The sequence below is a fragment of the Streptomyces xingningensis genome, assembly GCF_054957865.1.
This window is the reverse complement of record NZ_JBDJPF010000018.1, coordinates 52,759-69,172: the sequence shown is the minus strand read 5'-3', so window position 1 is coordinate 69,172 and position 16,414 is coordinate 52,759. Positions and strand designations below refer to the sequence as shown.

The following is a 16,414-nucleotide window of genomic DNA, read 5'->3' as shown; positions in this document are numbered from 1 at the left end:
CATCCCCCTGTTCCCCGGCATTCCGGCGGGGAACAGGGGGACGGCCCACGGCGTACGGCCGTACGCCGGTGGAGGACCCTGATGTCGCAGACGCCCCTGACCCGCAGGACCCTGGCGGCCGCGCTGTTCACGGCCGCACTGTTCACCGGGACCTGGCTGATGGACGAAGGCTCCCGGGCTCTCGCCCCGCCTCCGCAGCCCTCCAAGGCCGAGGCGTTTCCGCCGGCCGGTGCCGCCGCCGTGCGCCGCCGTGAGCCGCCGGTCAGGGTGCTGGCGCCCGCCGTGCCCACCCGGGTGCGCATACCCGACATCCAGGTCGACGCCCCGGTGACCCGGCTGGGGCTGCAGCCGGACGGCACCCTGGCCAGCCCGCCGGAGGACGACAAGAACCTGGCCGGCTGGTACGAGGCCGGCACCGCTCCGGGCGCGATCGGCACCGCCGTGATCGCCGGGCATGTGGACCTGGCCGGCGGGCCCGCCGTCTTCTACGGCCTGGGTGCCCTGAAGCGGGGCAACACCGTGGAGGTGCAGCGGGCGGACGGCCGCACCGCGGTCTTCACCATTGACGCGATCGAGGTGTACGACCGCAAGGACTTCCCCACCCGGAAGGTCTACGGGGCCTCCGGGCGGCCGGAGTTGCGGGTGGTCACCTGTGGTGGCGGCTTCTCCCAGGAGGCCAACGCCTATCTGGGCAATGTGGTGGTCTATGCCCATCTCACCGCGGTGCGCGAGGACTGGGTCAGCGAGCCTGAACTTCCCGTACCCATGCCGTCAGGCCGGCGACGAACCCCGCTCGGTCCCGTGCTGACAGACCGTCAAGTGCCCGCAACAGCGGTGCCGAGCGCTGGGCGATGAACTCCTCGACCGAGGGCCGGTGCCGACCGGCGATGGCCACCAGGGTGCGGCGCCGGTTCGCCGGATCGTCGCGGCGCTCCACCAGCCCGGCCCGGTCCAGCGCGCCCACCAGCTCGCTGGTGGTCGACAGCGACAGCCGCATCCTGTGCGCCAGTTCGCCCACGGCGAGGGGTTGTTCGGCGAGCAGTTGGGGGAGGACCGCGCCATGGCGGGCGGTGAGCCCATGGGCGTCGAAGACGGCGCGCAGCGGGCCGGGCATATCGCTCCAGGCCCGGGCCCGGTCGACATAGGGCGCGAGCAGGGGGACGAGGCCGATCGCCTCGGTCTCCTCCGGGGTGGGCACCCGGAGCTTTCCGGTCGTCTTCCCGGTCGTCTTCCCGGTGTTCTTCCCGGTGGGGGAGTGGTGCGGCATACTGCGAGTCTAGATGCTTCGTATATCCAAACTGTTCTGGAATCCGAACTCAGGGGACCCCGCATGCCCACCACCACATATTCGGACGCGCTCAACGACGCCCTTGAGCGCATGACGGACCTCGGCTATGAGCGCGGCGCCCAGGGCGACCTCGCCAACCACGGTCCGATGGGCGCCGAGGCGCTCGCCCTTCTCGGCCACGGCGACCGGGTGCCCGGCTGGGTCGAGAGCTACCGCGTCCTCATGCCCCACCACGAGATACCCGCCCGCGGCTGCCCGCTCGACCCCGCCGACGAATCCTCCTGGCGGCCCGCCCTCGGCGACTTCTCCCGGGCCGGGGACTGGGAGCAGCTCTTCGAGCGCGAACTCGCCGCCGCGCCCTGGCGCGAGGTGCTGGTCCGCTGGTGGCCCCGGCTGCTGCCCGGCCTGCTCGCCCAGCTCACCCACGGCCTGATCCGCACCGCGCACGCGGTGCGCTCGCTGGCCGCGGCCCCCGAGCCCACCCGGCTCCAACTGACCGAACTCTCCCGGGGCCTGGCCTACTGGGCCGCCCGCTTCGCGCACCTGCCCGGCGAGGTCCGGATGCGCGGCACCCAGAACCTGGCCGCCGCCATCGCCGCGCTGCCCCGCACTCCGCACCAAGGCCCGCGCGGCCGGGCCGTCGCCGCGGAACGGCTCGCCCACCCGGACCGGCTGGCCGGCTGGGACCAGGCGCTCGGCACGCTCGCCCCCACCCGCACCCAGTGGCTGCTCTCCGAGCTGACCACCGAGTTCGCCGGGGTCTATCTGGGCCACCCCAGGATCTTCCCCATCCCCCTCATCCACGGCGTCACCGCCCCCGCGGCCGTCCGCCTGGTGCTGCCGCACCTGCCCGATGAACTCCACGAACCGTCGGTGGCCGCGCTCTGGCACGTCAACACCGCGCTGCTGCTGGCCTTCACCGACGACCGCGGGGCCGAGGCCGACGCGGCCCGGCAGGCCGCGGAGACGGACCTGCCGCCCTTCGGGGAGCTCATCGCCCGGGCCGTCGAGCACGGCGACGAGCATGTCATCAAGTTCACCGAGGCCTGCGCACGGGAGCACACGCTGCGCCCCGACCCGCGCTACCCGGCGGCCGTGCTGGCCGCACAGCAGCGCATCAAGCCGATGCGTCCGGCCGGGCGTTGAGCACTTCGAGGATCTGCCGGCCGTACTTGGCCAGCTTGTTCTCGCCCACCCCGCCGACCGTGCCCAGGGCGTCCAGGGAGCCGGGCAGCGTCGTGGCGATCTCCCGCAGCGTTGCATCGTGGAAGATCACATACGCGGGAACGCCCTGCTCCTTCGCGGTGGCCGCGCGCCAGGCACGCAGCTCCTCGAACACCGGCAGCGCCGCCTCGGGCAGCTCGACCGGGGCGGCGCGCTTGGCGCCCTTGGGCGCCGATGCCGCAGATGACTTGGTGCGGGCCGGCTTCTCGGGTTCGCGGCGCAGCTGTACCTCGCGCCGCCCGCCCAGCACCTCGGCGCTGGCGTCGGTGAGCACCAGCGTGCCGTACTCCCCCTCCACCGCCAGCAGCCCCTCGGCCAGCAACTGCCGCACCACGCCGCGCCATTCCACGGCGCTGAGCTCGGTGCCGATGCCGAACACGGTCAGCGCGTCATGGTCGTGCTGGATGACCTTGGCGGTCTTCTTGCCGAGCAGGATGTCGATGATCTGCCCCGCCCCGAACTTCTGCCGCCGCTCGCGCGCCAGCCGGAACACCGCGGACAGGAACTTCTGCGCGGCGATGGTGCCGTCCCAGGTGCTGGGCGGGGTCAGGCAGGTGTCGCAGTTGCCGCAGGCGGTGGAGTGCTGCCCGAAATACGCCAGCAGCCGCACCCGGCGGCACTCGACCGTCTCGCACAGCGCCAGCATCGCCTCCAGATGGGAGGTCAGCCGGCGGCGGTGGGTGTCGTCGCCCTCCGAACCGTCGATCATCTTGCGCTGCTGCACCACATCCTGCAGGCCGTAGGCCAGCCAGGCGGTGGACGGCAGGCCGTCCCGGCCGGCCCGGCCGGTCTCCTGGTAGTAGCCCTCCACCGACTTCGGCAGATCGAGATGCGCCACAAACCGCACATCCGGCTTGTCGATGCCCATGCCGAACGCGATGGTGGCCACCATCACCACGCCGTCCTCGCGCAGAAAGCGCGCCTGGTTGGCGGCCCGGACGCCCGCGTCGAGCCCCGCGTGATACGGCAGTGCCTCGACCCCCTGCTGCACCAGGAACGCCGCGGTGTCCTCCACCCCCTTGCGGGACAGGCAGTAGACGACGCCCGCCTCTCCCGGGTGCTCGGTGCGCACCAGCTCCAGCAGCTGCCGCTTGGGCTCGTTCTTCGAGGCGATGCGGTACTGGATGTTGGGCCGGTCGAAGCTCGCCACGAAGTGCCGGGCGCCGGTGAGTTGAAGCCGCCCGGCGATCTCCGTCCGGGTCGCCTCGGTGGCCGTCGCGGTCAGCGCGATGCGCGGTACGTCCGGCCAGCGCTCGTGCAGCGCGGACAGCGCCAGGTAGTCGGGCCGGAAGTCATGGCCCCACTGGGCCACACAGTGCGCCTCGTCGATCGCGAAGACCGAGACCTTACCCCGGTCGAGCAGGCCCATCGTCGACTCCAGCCGCAGCCGCTCCGGCGCCAGATAGAGCAGATCCAGCTCGCCCGCCAGGAACTCGGCCTCCACCATGCGGCGCTCGTCGAAATCCTGCGTCGAATTGAGGAACCCCGCCCGCACCCCGAGCGCCCGCAGCGCGTCGACCTGGTCCTGCATCAGCGCGATCAGCGGCGACACCACCACGCCGACGCCGGGTCTGACCAACGCCGGAATCTGATAGCAGAGCGACTTGCCGCCACCGGTCGGCATCAGGACGAGCGCGTCGCCACCCGCGACGACATGCTCGATGATCTCCTCCTGCTCGCCCCGGAACGCGTCATAACCGAAGACGCGCCGCAGGACACCCAGGGACTCGCTGTGCTCGGTGGGGTTATCGGTGGGGTCGGCCATTCGGGCAGTGTACGAGGAATGGCTTACCCGAATGGGTGACTGTGGATAACCGGCGTCATCAGCCGGGGGCCCCGGTGCCGAAGGGGTTGTCGATGGCGTACCGCCACCGGCCGTCCGAGCCCCGTCGGGCGACGTCGGAGGTGGTGCCCTCGACATGCACCGGCCGTCCGTCGGGGCCGGTCCCGTCGATGGCCCAGTCGACTATCAGCAGCGCGAGGTCCCCGCTGCGGTACATGTGCCGCGGACGGACCGAGATGGGGACCCCGAGCCTTTGCAGGCGGCCGTTGGCGGAGTGCAGGTCCGGGCCGGTCACCGGCGTCCCCGGCTCCGGGACCAGCACCGCCGCGTCCTCGTAGAGCTCCGCCAGCGCGGTGGCGTCGCCGCTGTTGAACCGTTCGGCGAACACCGCGGGCACCTCTTCGGGCCGGTCGGCCAGTTCTCGCATGATCTGCAGACGTCTTTCCGGGCTGGGGGACGGGTTGGGAAAACGGCCTGGGAAAATGGCAGTCCCGCACACCCTAGGAGGCGCTTTCGTGGCTCACCGAATGGTTGGTCACCCGGCCGGGCTGCCCGATGACCCGCACGCGAAGGTCACGGTGCCCGCTCGCGCCTGCCCGGTGGAGATCACACTGGCGGCGCTGCACGGCCGCTGGACGACGCTGGTGGTCCGCGAGCTGCTGCGCGGTGACCGCTCCTACAGCGAGTTGCGCGAGGCCCTGCCCACGTTGTCGGACAAGGTGCTGTCCGACCGGCTGGCACAGCTCGGCGAGGCCGGGGTCGTCGAGCGCGACCGCCGCCCGGGCTGGCCGCCACGAGTGCGCTACGCGCTCACCCCGCGTGGGCACCGCCTCGGCCCGGTTCTTCAAGCACTGTGGGACTGGGGAGCGGAAGACACGCCCTGAGGGTGTGTGGGAACTCACGCCACCTCGATGCCGTACTCCTGCACCAGCGCCTCCAGGCCCCCCGGATACCCCTTGCCTCCCACCACAAAGTCCCAGTCGCCGTTGGCCCGCCTGCGGAAGGAGCCCAGCACCAGCGCCGTCTCGCCCGGGCGGCCGTCCGACACCTCCAGCTGCCCCAGCTCGGCCCCCGAGGCGTCCGACAACCGGATCCGGGCATCGGTGAACCGCGCCAGATCGGCCCCCGGATCGGCCTCCGGATCGATCGCCGCCACCAGCACCAGCCGGTCCGCGCCGGCGGGCAGCGCATCAAAGGCCACCCGGACCGCCGCCTTGTCCCCGGCGGACGGCTCCACCGTCCGCACCGTCCCGTCCGGCGTGCGCGGATTGTTGTAGAAGACAAAGTGGTCATCGCTCAGCACCCGTGACCCCGCGCACACCAGCGCACACACATCCAGCGCCACCCCGCCGGACCAGGACATGCCCAGCACGTTGTAGTCGGCGTGCTCGGCCACCGGCTCCGGAGGCACCGCAGGCCCCGTGTTCCCCGGGCCGAGCCGCCCCCGCAGCCCGTGCTGCGCCAGCAGGCCCACCAGCTCCTCACCCGGGACCAGCGTCAGCGGCTTGCCATTGGCGAACGCATACGAGCCCGGCCCGAACCCCGAGGTGGTGACCAGCACCCCCTTGTTCGCCCCGGCCCCCTGCACCGTCCCGAACAGATCGCGCACCGCGGTCGGCGGCACCGTCTTGCGGTACCGCTTCACCTGCACGATGATCCGGCCGCCGCTGATCGGGTCCGGATCCAGCGCCTCCACGTCCACTCCGCCGTCATTGGAGCGGGTGGTCATCACCGCCCGCATCCCCCGCGCCCGGAACAGCTCCGCGACCAGCGCCTCAAAGGCAATGGGATCCATCTCGAACAGGTCCGGGCCGTCATCGCAGTCGGCGCCGTGCGAGACCACCCCGCGCCCGACCTCCTCCGGCACCCGGCCCGGCCGCACCGTCGCCCCCATGTCGGGCCGCGCCGACAGCTGCCCGCCCAGCCCGTCGACCAGACAGTCCGGTGCGCTCACCTCCTCCAGGTGCAGCCGTTCGAAGACCGCACGGTCCGCCGTGACCGTCGCCAGGAAGAGCCGGGCTCGCTGCCCCGTCGCCGGGTCGCGGTCGTCGATGAAACCGTTGAGCGCCACCGACTCCAGTGCCCTGAACTCATCGGCGGCGTACAGCTCCCGCACCGCCAACAGCACACACTGGGCGAGCAGATCGCGGTAGAGCGAGCGCCGCTGGGTGATGGGCCGGGCGGTCTCCTTCTCCTGGTCCGCGGTCGGCATATAGCGCACCGCCTTGGCCTCCGGCACCACCTCAAAACCGGGCAGCTCCCAGTCCAGCACCAGTTGCCGGGCCCCCGGGTCGTAGGCCGCGCTCAACTGGTGCGGAAACTCCTCCGGCCACCCGGTGGAGGCGTACAGCGCCGCCGAGAAGTACTCCACCACCGCATCGGGATCACCCTCGCGCAGCGCCGCCACCAGCTCCCCGATGCCCGCGTTGTGCTGCCGGATCCGGTCCAGCCGGGCGGCCGCCCACTGGTCGTACTGCCGCCGGTACGCCGCCAGCTGCTGCTGCCGCCGTGCCTCCGCCTCCTGAGCCGCCCGCCGGTCGCGGTCGAACTGTGACCTGCTGCCGAAGCGGTACTGACCCGTCTGCGGCATGGGCACCGGCTGTCCCAGGTGCCCGGGGTCGAACGGCTCCAGCACCTCCGGCTGCGCCAGCCGCCCGGTATGGAAGGCGGGTGCCCGGCACCCGGCCTTCAGCAGCTCCTCCAGCACCGCGACCCGGTCGTCCAACTCCTCGGTCCGCCGCCGGGCCTCGGCCTCGCGCGCCTGCCGGTAGGCCGCCCGCTGCTGCCGGTCGAGCCGGGCCGCCTCCCGCTTGTACGCCCGCTGCTGCCGCTCCTGTTCGCGCCGCTGCTGCGTTTCGGCCCGCTGCCGCAGCTCCTGCTGCCGCTGGGCCTCGGCCCAGATGCCTATCAGTCCGTTGGCGCGACGAGTCATGGCGGATCGATGCCTCCCCCCGAGACCCTGGCGTCCCGGAACCGCGTGCTGCACTGGCTCCATGACCAGCGGTTACCTGGGCAACTTTACTGATGTTTCGCACCCGCTGACGGTTCGCTAGGCCACGGTGGCCTGGGGGTCCGGCGAGACGTATGGAGAGAGCGAGCGGGCGGGGGAGTGGCCACCCGGCCGAGCCCCCGCCTGATCAGCCTCGCCACACCGGCAGGGTCGTGGTGCTGTTGGCGATGAAGGACGGCAGCGGCTCCAGCTCCTCCACCGGGACCGCCGGCCGGAGCCCCGGGAACCGGGCGAACAGCGCGGGCAGCGCGATCTCCGCCTCCTGCCGGGACAAGGGGGCCCCGAGGCAGTAGTGCGGCCCATGGCCGAAGGCCAGGTGCCGGGCGGCGGGGCGGTCGATGTCGAACTCATCGGCCGTCTCGCCGTGTTGCTCCGGATCCCGCCCGGCGGCGGCGTAGGACGCCAGGATGGCGTCGCCCCGCCGGATGACCGCGCCGCCCAGCGGGATGTCCGCGGTGGCGTAGCGCAGCGGGAAGTGGGCGACGGGGGAGTCCCAGCGCAGGCTCTCCTCGATGACGTCCGTCCAGGGCCGCTCCCCGGCCAGGACCCGGGAGAGTTGGCCGGGGTGGGTGAGCAGGGCGCGCACGGAGTTGGTGATGAGGTTCATGGTGGTGCCATGGCCCGCGATCAGCATCAGGCGGAGGGTGCCGATGAGTTCGTCCTCCGACAGCCGGTCCTCGTCCTGGCGGGCCCTGATGAGGTCGGTGGTGAGGTCCTCGCCGGGGTGCTCGCGCTTGGCCGCGACCAGGTCGGCGAGCAGGGCGTGGAGGTCGCGCCGGGTGGTGAGGACCTCGTCGGCGGTGGTGGTGCTGCTCATGAGCGCCGCGGACAGGTCGTGGAACTCGTCGTGGTGCTCGGCCGCCACGCCGAGCAGGTCGCCGATCGTCGCCATGGGCAGCGGGTAGGCGAAGTGGCGGCGGAGGTCGACCGGGCCGGGCGGCTGGGCCGCGAGGCCGTCGAGGAGCCGGTGCACCCGCTCCTCGGTCCGGGGGCGCAGGGCGGCGATGCGCCGTGGGGTGAAGGCCTGGGAGACCAGGCCGCGCAGGCGGCGGTGGTCCGCTCCGTCGCTGGTCGTCATGCCCGCATTGGTGACGACGTCGAGGAGCGGCCAGCTCTTGGGCACCTGGCCCTCGGCCAGTGCGGCCCAGTGCCGGGCGTCCTTGGCGACCCGTGGATCGGTGAGGAGGTCCTGAAGGAGCCGGTGGCTGGTGATGACCCAGGCGGGTATGCCGTCCGGGAGCGCCACGCGCACCACCGGGCCGGTCTCGCGCAGCCGCCGGATCTCTCCGTGGATGTCCGCGGCGGTCACATCGAGGCGGATGAGTGGGGTCTGGTTCCGGGTGTCCATGCGGGTCCTCCGGCTGCGGTAGGGGTGGGTGGAGTGGAGGTGGGGCCATGGGGCCGGTCCGGGGTGAAGGTCACCGGCAGGGCCTCCAGGGCACGGGTCCAGGGCGAGGGACGGTAGGTCAACTCCCCGGGCAGGACGCCGAGTCGCAGGTCGGGCAGGCGGTGCAGCAGGGTGTCGACGGCGGTGTGGGTGATCACCCGGGCCGGGTCGCGGCCCGGGCAGGTGTGCGGTCCGGCGCTGAAGGCGAGGTGGGACCGGTTGCCGGGGATGATCTGTCCGTCCGGGGGCTGCACGGCGGGGTCGCGGTTGGCGGCGGCGAGGCCGAGGACGAGGGCGTCGCCGGCCCGGATGAACTGGCCGCCCAGCTGGAGGTCGCGAGTGGCGTAGCGGCCGGGGAAGTTGTGGGTGGGGGGATCGCGCCAGAGCACTTCGTCCAGGGCGGCGTCCACGGTCAGCCGGCCGCCGGTCACGCTGTTGCGGAACCGGGTGTCCGTCAGCAGCAACAGGGTGGTGTTGGCGATCCAGTTGGTGATGGGGCCGGTGCCCGCGAGGATGATGATCAGCAGGTGATGCATGATCTCTTCGGCGGTGAGCTCGGCGGGATGGGCCAGCAGGAACGAGGTGAGGTCGTCGCCGGGGTGCTCGGTCTTCTCCCGCAGCAGCTCGGTGAGGATCCGTTGCAGGGTCTGGTTGCCGGCGACGGCCTCGGGGCTGCTGTCCACCAGGGCGTCGATGGCCGCGAGCAGTTGGGGCGCCAGGTGATCGGGCAGGTCGAGCACCTGGCAGGCGACCCACAGCGGCAAGGGCTCGGCGTACTCGGCCATCAGGTCCACCTGTCCCCTCCGGGCCATCCGGTCGATCACCGAGTTGGCCAGCTGGGCGACGCCCCGGCGCAGCCGGTGCAGATCGTTCCGGCCGAGCCCGTCGGCGATGGCGCGGGAGAACCGGCGGTGGACCGGGCCGTCGGCGAACAGCATCGTGGGCCGGTAGCCCATGAAGGGCAGCAGGGCCGAGTCGGGGCGTACGAGTCCTTCGTGCAGGGCCCGCCAGCGGCGCGGGTCATGGGAGAAGCACTCCTCGTTGCGAGTGACCTCCAGCAGTTCGCGATAGCCGAGAACCAGCCAGGCCGGCACTCCGGGCTCCAGCTCGACGGGTGCGACCGGGCCGTGCTCCCTGCGCAGCCGTTCGTACAGCTCGCTGGTGTCGCCGGCCATCTGGGGCCCGTACAGCGCGGTCGGCCGGTTGGCGGGGGTCATGACGCGGGTGCCTCCAAGGCGGCGACGGAAGTGTAGAGATGGTCGACCAGGGTGACCAGCGCCCGGGCGCTGGACGCCCGGTCCCGGGCGTCGCACACCACCACCGGTGTCTCGGGCAGCAGGTCCAGCGCCTCGCGCAGTGCTTCGGGCGGGTGCTCCGGGGCGCCGGGGAAGGCGTTGGCGGCGACCGCGAACGGCACGCCCAGGTCCTCGAGATGGCCCAGGACGTCGAAGCCCGCCTCCAGCCGCCGGGTGTCGACCAGGGCCAGTGCCCCCAGCGCACCATGTGTCAGATGGCGCCACATGGGGAAGAAGCGGGGCTGCCCCGGGGTGCCGAAGAGATACAGCACCCGGCGCTGGTTGAGGGTGATCCGCCCGAAGTCCATCGCCACGGTGGTGGTGGCCTTGCCCGGCAGGACGTCGTCCACCCCCTGGCCCGCCTGGGTCATGGTCTCCTCGGTGCGCAGCGGGGGGATCTCGCTCAACGAGCCGATCAGGGTGGTCTTTCCCACGCCCAGCGGCCCCGCGATCACGATCTTGACGGAGGTGCGCACGGTGGACGGCAGGTAGCGGCCGTCGGGGTTGGCTTCAGAGTTGTCGAAGGCCATCGAGAACCTCTTTCAGCAATGCGGGGTCGTGCTGGTCGGCCGGGGTGATGGGCGGACGGGCCAGGATCAGCTGGGCGTCGAGCAGATCGGCGAGCAGTACCTTGATCACCGCGACCGGCTGCCGCAGATGGGCGGCGACCTCGGCGACCGACAGCAACTGCCTGCACAGGACCAGGATTTCGGCGCACTCCGGGGGCAGCCCGGTCTCGGGCGCCCCGCTGCCGGCGGCCACGATCAGCGTCTCCAGCGCGAGCGAGTCGCGGGACGGGGCCACCCGTCCGCCGGTGATGACATACGGGCGTACCGGACCCACGCCCCCCGCGCCCGCCCGGCGGCCGGTCACGGAGTGGTGGTATGGGCGCGGGGCGGGCTGCTGAGATGCTCGCCGATGCGCACCACCATGTGCTGCATCTCCCGGGCCACCAGCCCGGCGTCCACTTCCGCCACCGTGGCCACGGCCAGTGCGGCGCCGGGGCCCGCGGCCACCAGGAACAGGAAGCCGCCGTCGAACTCCACCATCACCTGCCGGGTGGTGCTGGGGCCGCCGGCCAGCTGGGCGGCGACCTCATGGCCGAGCGACAGCAGCCCGGAGCAGATCGCCGACAGCCGGTCGGCGTCATCGGCCGATATGTCGGGCGAGCAGGCCAGCCGGAGCCCGTCCCGGGACACCACCAGCGCGTGCCGCACCGAGGGCACCCGCAGGATGTCGGCCAGGAGCCACTCCAGATTCCCGTTCGTACTCAACGCGATTCCCTTTCGCTTGCGTTGTCGCCCGGGCCCGTGCGCATGGCCTCTCGGGACTCTTCGCGGCCCACTCGGGTGCCGGTCTGCAGGCTGCTCATAAAGGCGGCGGCGTGCTCCGGCGACCGGGTGGACGGCGCGGGTGCCGTCCCGGGCTCCGGGGCGGCCGGCGGCGCGGCCCGGTGACGGCGGCTGCGCCGCCTGGGCAGCCCGTTGGCCGTCGACCCGTATGCCACCGGCTCGTCCGCCACCGGGGCGTCGGCCGCGGGTGCCGGTTCGGGGTGCTGCCGGAGCCCGGGCGCCAGCGGCGGGGCGGGGGTGACGGGCGCCTGCGAGGCCCTGGCCAGCAGGGTGGACGGCACCAGTACCACCGCCCGTACCCCGCCGTAGGCGGACGGCGAGTCCAGCTTCACCGAGAATCCGTACCGCCGCGCCAGCCGTCCCACGGCGGCCAGTCCCAGCTGCGGGTTGGCCCCCATGCCCCGGCTCTCGGCCTCCTTGCTGCCCCGGATCCGCTCCTCGGCCTCGGCGAGGGCCTGTTCGGTCATCCCCAGGCCGCCGTCGTCGATCTCGATGACCGCACCGCTGTGCACCGGCCGGATGGCCACCAGCACCGCCACGGTGGGCGGTGAATACCGGGTGGCGTTGTCCAGCAGCTCCGCCACCGCGTGGATCAGCGGTTCCACCGCCCGGGCCTCCAGGGCGGGTTCACGGGAGCCCTGGACCTGCACCCGCAGGTATTCCAGGATCCTCGACTGGGCGCCCCGCACCACATCGAGCAGCGAGACCGCCTCCGGCCACTGCCGTCCCGGCCATGCCCCGCACAGCACCTTCATGGTCTGTGCCTGCCGGGCCAGTTGGGCCGCCGCGTGGTCGGCCCGCATCAATCCGGCCATCAGCACCGGGTCTTCGGCGCTCTGCTCCAGCACGTCCAGGCCCTGCTGCTGGGCGAGCGCCATCACCTGGATCCGGTCGGCCATGACCAGGAAGGCCGCGCGCGCCGAGTCCGCCCGGGAGTGTTCCCGTTCCACCGCCGCCGCCACATGGTCCAGCACCGCCTGCTGGTGCGCGGCGAAGGTGCTCGCGGCCAGCTCGGCATGGCGCAGTCCGGGTATCTCCCCGTGCGGGGCGCCGGCCAGCAGGGCGGGCAGCCGGGCCGAGGTCAGATGCTCCGACTCGCTTTCCAAGGCTCTATGACGTGCTGTCAGGCGTCCGCTCTCCTCGACGGCGGAGTCCCGTTCCCGGCGCAGCCGGGCCAATAGGCGCCGGGTGCGCAGGAACATCGGAGTGGCGGTTACGGCGGCGGCGGCCGCGCCCGCGAGCAGGCCCACGAGCACGGCCTCCGGTATCGGCATCATCAAGAGGTTCCCGAGAGGCGACTGTCAATTGGAGGGAGGTCGTCAGCGTAAGGGGCCGGATGTGGATGGCGGAATACCTTGCCTGTGTCGTGGTGGTAGGTCCGTTTTCGATGTTTGACGTTACGCAAGGTTTTGTGCGCAAGAGGTGAGCAGTGGGGCCAACTGCCGTGCTTGGCCGGGCGAAATGCCCGTTGTTGTGCGATGTTCCCTCTCCAGGGCGACGCCGTCCGCACGATGCGGCGTTGGCGGGGCGCCAGATCCTTGCGCAGGCGTCGGCCGGCACCCGTACTCATGTCAGGAACCTTACACATGGTGGCGTGTGAGGAACCTGACACAGGCGGGCTCAGCGGGTGGTGTAGCCGCCGTTGATGAACAGCGTCTGGCCGTTGAGCCACCAGCCGTCCGTCAGCAGGAATTTCACATAGGGCACGATGTCCTCGATCTTCGTCAACTCCCCGTTCATGGACGAGGACTTGTGGTACGAAATCGAGTCGTCGGACTCGGCCGGATAGAAGAACGAGGTGTCCATCGGCCCGGGAGCGATGTTGTTGACCGAGATGCCGCGGCCGTAAAGCTCCTTGGACAGCGCCCGGGTGAAGTGCTCGACCGGCGCCTTGCTGCCCGCGTATACCGAATACAGACCGGTGTAGGCGGCAAGCAGCGAGGTGACGATGGTGATGATTTTCCCGCCGTCGGACATGCGCCGGGCGGCCTCGCGCATCATGAAATACGCCGCCTTGGTATTGACGGCGAACATCTTGTCGAACTCTTCCTCGGAGGTCTCGGTCATCGGCTTTTTGATGACCATGCCGGCGGTGTTCACCATGCAGTCGACCCTGCCGAACGCGTCCACCGCGGCGTCGAAGAGCCGCTCGACCTCGGCGACCCGGGTCAGGTCTCCCTGGTGGGTGATGGCCTCCCCGCCCGTCTTGCGGACCTCGGCGGCGGTCTGCTCCGCCTGGTCGCGGGAGGAGCCGCTGTTGTAGTGGACGACCACCTTGGCGCCCACCGGGGCGATCTCCCTGGCGATCAGGCTGCCGAGGTTCTTCGACGCGCCGCCGATGACGACGACCTTGTCCTTGAGCGTGTGAGTCGGCATCGTCCCTCCTCGGCCTCTGCGGCCATGGGCGGTCACCCCGCTTCCACGCTAGGCGCCCCCGGTGCCCCCTGCCACCGGGGGCACCGCCAGTGCCGCGTCAGTTGACGCAGGGGATGCCGCCCGCCTTCACCGACTCGCCCGCGAAGTCGCTGTCCGGCGCCGACGCCGAGGCCGACGGGGAGCTCTTGGGGCTCGGGGAGGTGGTGGAGCCCTTCCCCGGACCGGTGAAGTCCTCGCCCAGGGTGACCTGGACGTGCCCGGCCGGGACCGAGGAGCTGGCGAGCGGAGCGGCGGTCACCCCCAGGCGTCCCGCGATCTGCTGGGCGGCGGCCTGCGAGCCCTTGCCGTAGACCACGGTGGTCCGCGCCTGCGCCTCGGTGTTGGTCGACTGCCCCGCGGTGTGGCCCAGCGCGGTGAGGGCCTTGAGCTCATCGGCGGCGGCGCCCGTCCTGCCGGAGCCGTTGAGGACGTCCACGGTGGCCGGTGCCGTCTTCGCCTGCCCGGAAGGCTTCGCGTCGTCCTTGCCGGGTGCCGGGGACGAGTCGCCTCCGCCGAACCTCGCCCGCACCAGGGCCCGGATCTTGTCCGGGTCGACCATTTCCACCTGCTCGTCGCCGACATAGGCGGACCCCTTGGTCGGCAGGGTGTTGAACTCGACCTTTCCGCCGGTGAGGTTGGTGGCCTCCTGGGCGAAGTCGAGCACATTCAGCTTGCTGTCGATGACCAGGTCCTTCTTCACCACGCCGAAAAGCCCCTGCAGCTTGCCCAGACTGCCGAACACGCCCTCGGACTTGAGCTTATGGGTGACCGAGGAGAGGAACGCCTGCTGACGGTGGGTCCGGTCCAGGTCGCCGCCGTCCAGCCCGTGCCGCTGGCGGACAAAGGCCAGCGCCTGCTTGGGGTCCACGCTCTGCAGCCCGGCGGGGAAGTCGGCCCCGGAGTAGCGGTCCTTCACCGGGTGCTTCAGACAGACCTGAAGCGGCCCGAGCGCCTTGGCGATGTCATAGAAGCCGAGCAGGTTGACCTCGGCGAAGTGGTCGATCGGCACGTCGAGGAAGTTCTGCACGGTCGCCAGCGTCGCCTCCCGGCCCGCCTCCCGGCTCTGCGCCTCCAGCTTGCTGCCCTTGACGCCCTGGCTGTACAGCTTGTCGTGGGCGCTGGTGTAGGCGTAGGAGTACGCCTCCTTGATCTTGTAATGCCCCTGGGTCGAGCCATCGCCCTTGAAGGTCTGGACATAGCTGTCCCGCGGTATGGAGAACGCCTGGACCTTGCCGCCGTCGGCGGGTATGTGCATCAGGATCAGGGTGTTGGTGTTGTAGTACCCGATCTCGCTCGACCCGGCGTGCAGTTGGTCCTGGACGAACTCCTTCGGCAGGTTGTTGCCGTCCATGTCCTTGCGCGAATCCAGCCCGATCAGCAGCAGGTTGACCGAGTTGTCGAGGTGCTTGGGCGCGTTCTTCCCCACCTTGTCGAGGGCGTCGGAGGTGTTCAGCCCGCCGGTGATCCAGTGGTACGTGGCCCAGGAGACCCCGCTGGTCGCCAGCACGGCGGCGGAGGCCACCCCGACCACCACCCGCCCGGTGACCACCAGCCGGGACGTCCGCCTGCCGCCCCGCCGCCGGGCGGCCCTGCCGTGTCCGCCGGACCTGTTGCCGCTCCGCCCTGGTTCCTTACCCACGGTTCTTCCTCACCTTCGCGACCTTCGCGCTTCGCCTGGCCCGGATCCAGCGCACCGCCAGCACGACGATCAGTGCGGCCTCGGCCGCCGCCATGGCCGGGAAGGCGTCGATGGCCCAGTGCACCGCCCCGGTGGTGAGCCCCTTGCCATGGGCCCCGGTCTTGCCCGTCGACTGCTCGGCGACCACTGTGATCAGCGCCACCACCGGCGGTGGCGCGTACGCCACCCACCAGGCACCCGCGCGCGAGCAGGTCGCGGCCGCGATGACCGCACCGAGGACCGAGGTGACCACCAGGGCCCAGCCCAGCGAGGAGTGGGTCAGCTCGTCCACCACGGCGCCGAGCACCGGCAGGACCACGGCGAGCAAGGCCGCTCCACGGCCCCGCGCCCCCGTTCTGCCGCCTTTTCTGGCTCTCCCGCGTGCACCTGCCGCTCGACGCCGTGAGGCAGGCACCCGGTGTGATCCTTGCGTGGCGGGGTGGGGCGTGGCGGGGTCTTGGCCTGCCACGGGCGTTCCGGGTTGCATAGTTGCGCAATGTAGCAAGCATTGCGGCTAGTCTGTACGGGTGTTCGGCCGGAATCCCGGGAGAGTGAACTAGACAGGGGAGGGGCGCGTCAATGGCGGCACCAGGGGGCAGAGCCGTGGATCCCCCAACCCAGGCACTCGATTTGGCGGCCCTGATGTTCGGGCTGCTAGCTTCGCCGCTGCGCCTGCACATCGTCTGGGCTCTCGCCCAGAGTGAGAGCGACGTCACACGCCTGGCACTGCGGGTGGGCGCCCGGCCGCAGGCCGTGAGCCAGCACCTGGCCCGGCTCAAGCTCGCCGGGGCGGTCCGGGCTCGCACCGAGGGCCGCCGCCAGATCTACGCGGTGACGGACCCCCGGCTGAGCGCGGCCGCGCGGACCATGCTGGCGGAGACCATCGCCGAGGCGGACGGCCTCCCGGCCTGAACGGGGCGGAGTCCCGCCTCCGGTACCGGAGTTGATCCCTGCCGAGTCCCGGGCGCCGACCTACCATCAG

Annotated in this window: 17 protein-coding genes; 4 read left to right on the top strand and 13 right to left on the bottom strand. The window is 71.6% G+C overall.

Annotation, left to right across the window (positions count from 1 at the left end):
• Positions 1-81 precede the first annotated feature (81 nt).
• The gene (locus ABCR83_RS12325) at positions 82-855 is read left to right on the top strand and encodes a class F sortase (protein WP_462694963.1); all 774 of its coding nucleotides are present in this window, start codon (positions 82-84) and stop codon (positions 853-855) included.
• Here ABCR83_RS12325 and ABCR83_RS12320 read toward each other — a convergent pair.
• On the bottom strand, positions 740-1,267 hold the full coding sequence (locus ABCR83_RS12320) for a MarR family winged helix-turn-helix transcriptional regulator (protein ID WP_462694962.1): 528 nt from the start codon (positions 1,265-1,267) through the stop codon (positions 740-742). The two genes, ABCR83_RS12325 and ABCR83_RS12320, sit on opposite strands and share 116 nt — an antisense overlap.
• Positions 1,268-1,330: 63 nt before the next feature.
• Between ABCR83_RS12320 and ABCR83_RS12315 the strand changes: the two genes are divergently transcribed.
• Positions 1,331-2,434: a questin oxidase family protein gene (locus ABCR83_RS12315; protein ID WP_462694961.1), complete on the top strand. Its 1,104-nt coding sequence runs from the start codon at positions 1,331-1,333 to the stop codon at positions 2,432-2,434.
• Here the strand turns inward: ABCR83_RS12315 and recQ are convergent.
• Entirely contained in the window at positions 2,406-4,277 is a 1,872-nt protein-coding gene (gene recQ / locus ABCR83_RS12310; RefSeq protein WP_462694960.1) for a DNA helicase RecQ, read from the bottom strand. The two genes, ABCR83_RS12315 and recQ, sit on opposite strands and share 29 nt — an antisense overlap.
• A 58-nt stretch (positions 4,278-4,335) precedes the next feature.
• Complete coding sequence (locus tag ABCR83_RS12305; protein WP_462694959.1) at positions 4,336-4,722, bottom strand: YybH family protein; 387 nt, start codon at positions 4,720-4,722, stop codon at positions 4,336-4,338.
• Positions 4,723-4,810: 88 nt separating this feature from the next.
• Between ABCR83_RS12305 and ABCR83_RS12300 the strand changes: the two genes are divergently transcribed.
• A complete protein-coding gene (locus tag ABCR83_RS12300) occupies positions 4,811-5,179 on the top strand; it encodes a winged helix-turn-helix transcriptional regulator (RefSeq protein WP_462694958.1) in 369 nt (122 codons plus the stop codon).
• Between the two features lie 14 nt (positions 5,180-5,193).
• Here ABCR83_RS12300 and ABCR83_RS12295 read toward each other — a convergent pair whose 3' ends face one another.
• The 10 genes from ABCR83_RS12295 to ABCR83_RS12250 all read right to left on the bottom strand — a co-directional run bounded on the left by ABCR83_RS12295 (position 5,194) and on the right by ABCR83_RS12250 (position 15,919).
• A complete protein-coding gene (locus tag ABCR83_RS12295; protein ID WP_462694957.1) occupies positions 5,194-7,227 on the bottom strand; it encodes a restriction endonuclease in 2,034 nt (677 codons plus the stop codon).
• 205 nt (positions 7,228-7,432) lie between these two features.
• Complete coding sequence (locus ABCR83_RS12290; RefSeq protein WP_462694956.1) at positions 7,433-8,653, bottom strand: cytochrome P450 family protein; 1,221 nt, start codon at positions 8,651-8,653, stop codon at positions 7,433-7,435.
• On the bottom strand, positions 8,611-9,909 hold the full coding sequence (locus tag ABCR83_RS12285) for a cytochrome P450 (RefSeq protein WP_462694955.1): 1,299 nt from the start codon (positions 9,907-9,909) through the stop codon (positions 8,611-8,613). Before ABCR83_RS12285 ends, ABCR83_RS12290 begins: the two co-directional genes overlap by 43 nt.
• The gene (locus tag ABCR83_RS12280) at positions 9,906-10,517 is read right to left on the bottom strand and encodes a GTP-binding protein (protein WP_462694954.1); all 612 of its coding nucleotides are present in this window, start codon (positions 10,515-10,517) and stop codon (positions 9,906-9,908) included. The genes ABCR83_RS12285 and ABCR83_RS12280 overlap by 4 nt, the downstream gene beginning before the upstream one ends.
• Positions 10,498-10,860: a DUF742 domain-containing protein gene (locus tag ABCR83_RS12275; RefSeq protein ID WP_462694953.1), complete on the bottom strand. Its 363-nt coding sequence runs from the start codon at positions 10,858-10,860 to the stop codon at positions 10,498-10,500. The genes ABCR83_RS12280 and ABCR83_RS12275 overlap by 20 nt, the downstream gene beginning before the upstream one ends.
• Positions 10,857-11,261: a roadblock/LC7 domain-containing protein gene (locus ABCR83_RS12270; RefSeq protein WP_462694952.1), complete on the bottom strand. Its 405-nt coding sequence runs from the start codon at positions 11,259-11,261 to the stop codon at positions 10,857-10,859. Before ABCR83_RS12270 ends, ABCR83_RS12275 begins: the two co-directional genes overlap by 4 nt.
• Positions 11,258-12,616, bottom strand: coding sequence for a sensor histidine kinase (locus tag ABCR83_RS12265; RefSeq protein ID WP_462694951.1), 1,359 nt, complete (start codon positions 12,614-12,616; stop codon positions 11,258-11,260). Before ABCR83_RS12265 ends, ABCR83_RS12270 begins: the two co-directional genes overlap by 4 nt.
• A 343-nt stretch (positions 12,617-12,959) precedes the next feature.
• Positions 12,960-13,715, bottom strand: a complete 756-nt coding sequence (locus tag ABCR83_RS12260) for an SDR family oxidoreductase (RefSeq protein ID WP_462694950.1) — start codon at positions 13,713-13,715, stop codon at positions 12,960-12,962.
• Between the two features lie 97 nt (positions 13,716-13,812).
• Positions 13,813-15,393 (bottom strand): LCP family protein, encoded by a 1,581-nt coding sequence (locus ABCR83_RS12255; protein WP_462694949.1) that lies wholly within the window; start codon positions 15,391-15,393, stop codon positions 13,813-13,815.
• Entirely contained in the window at positions 15,386-15,919 is a 534-nt protein-coding gene (locus ABCR83_RS12250; RefSeq protein ID WP_462694948.1) for a DUF6542 domain-containing protein, read from the bottom strand. Before ABCR83_RS12250 ends, ABCR83_RS12255 begins: the two co-directional genes overlap by 8 nt.
• 92 nt (positions 15,920-16,011) lie before the next feature.
• Here ABCR83_RS12250 and ABCR83_RS12245 point away from each other — a divergent pair, with 92 nt between their 5' ends.
• Positions 16,012-16,344 (top strand): ArsR/SmtB family transcription factor, encoded by a 333-nt coding sequence (locus ABCR83_RS12245; protein WP_462694947.1) that lies wholly within the window; start codon positions 16,012-16,014, stop codon positions 16,342-16,344.
• Positions 16,345-16,414 lie beyond the last annotated feature (70 nt).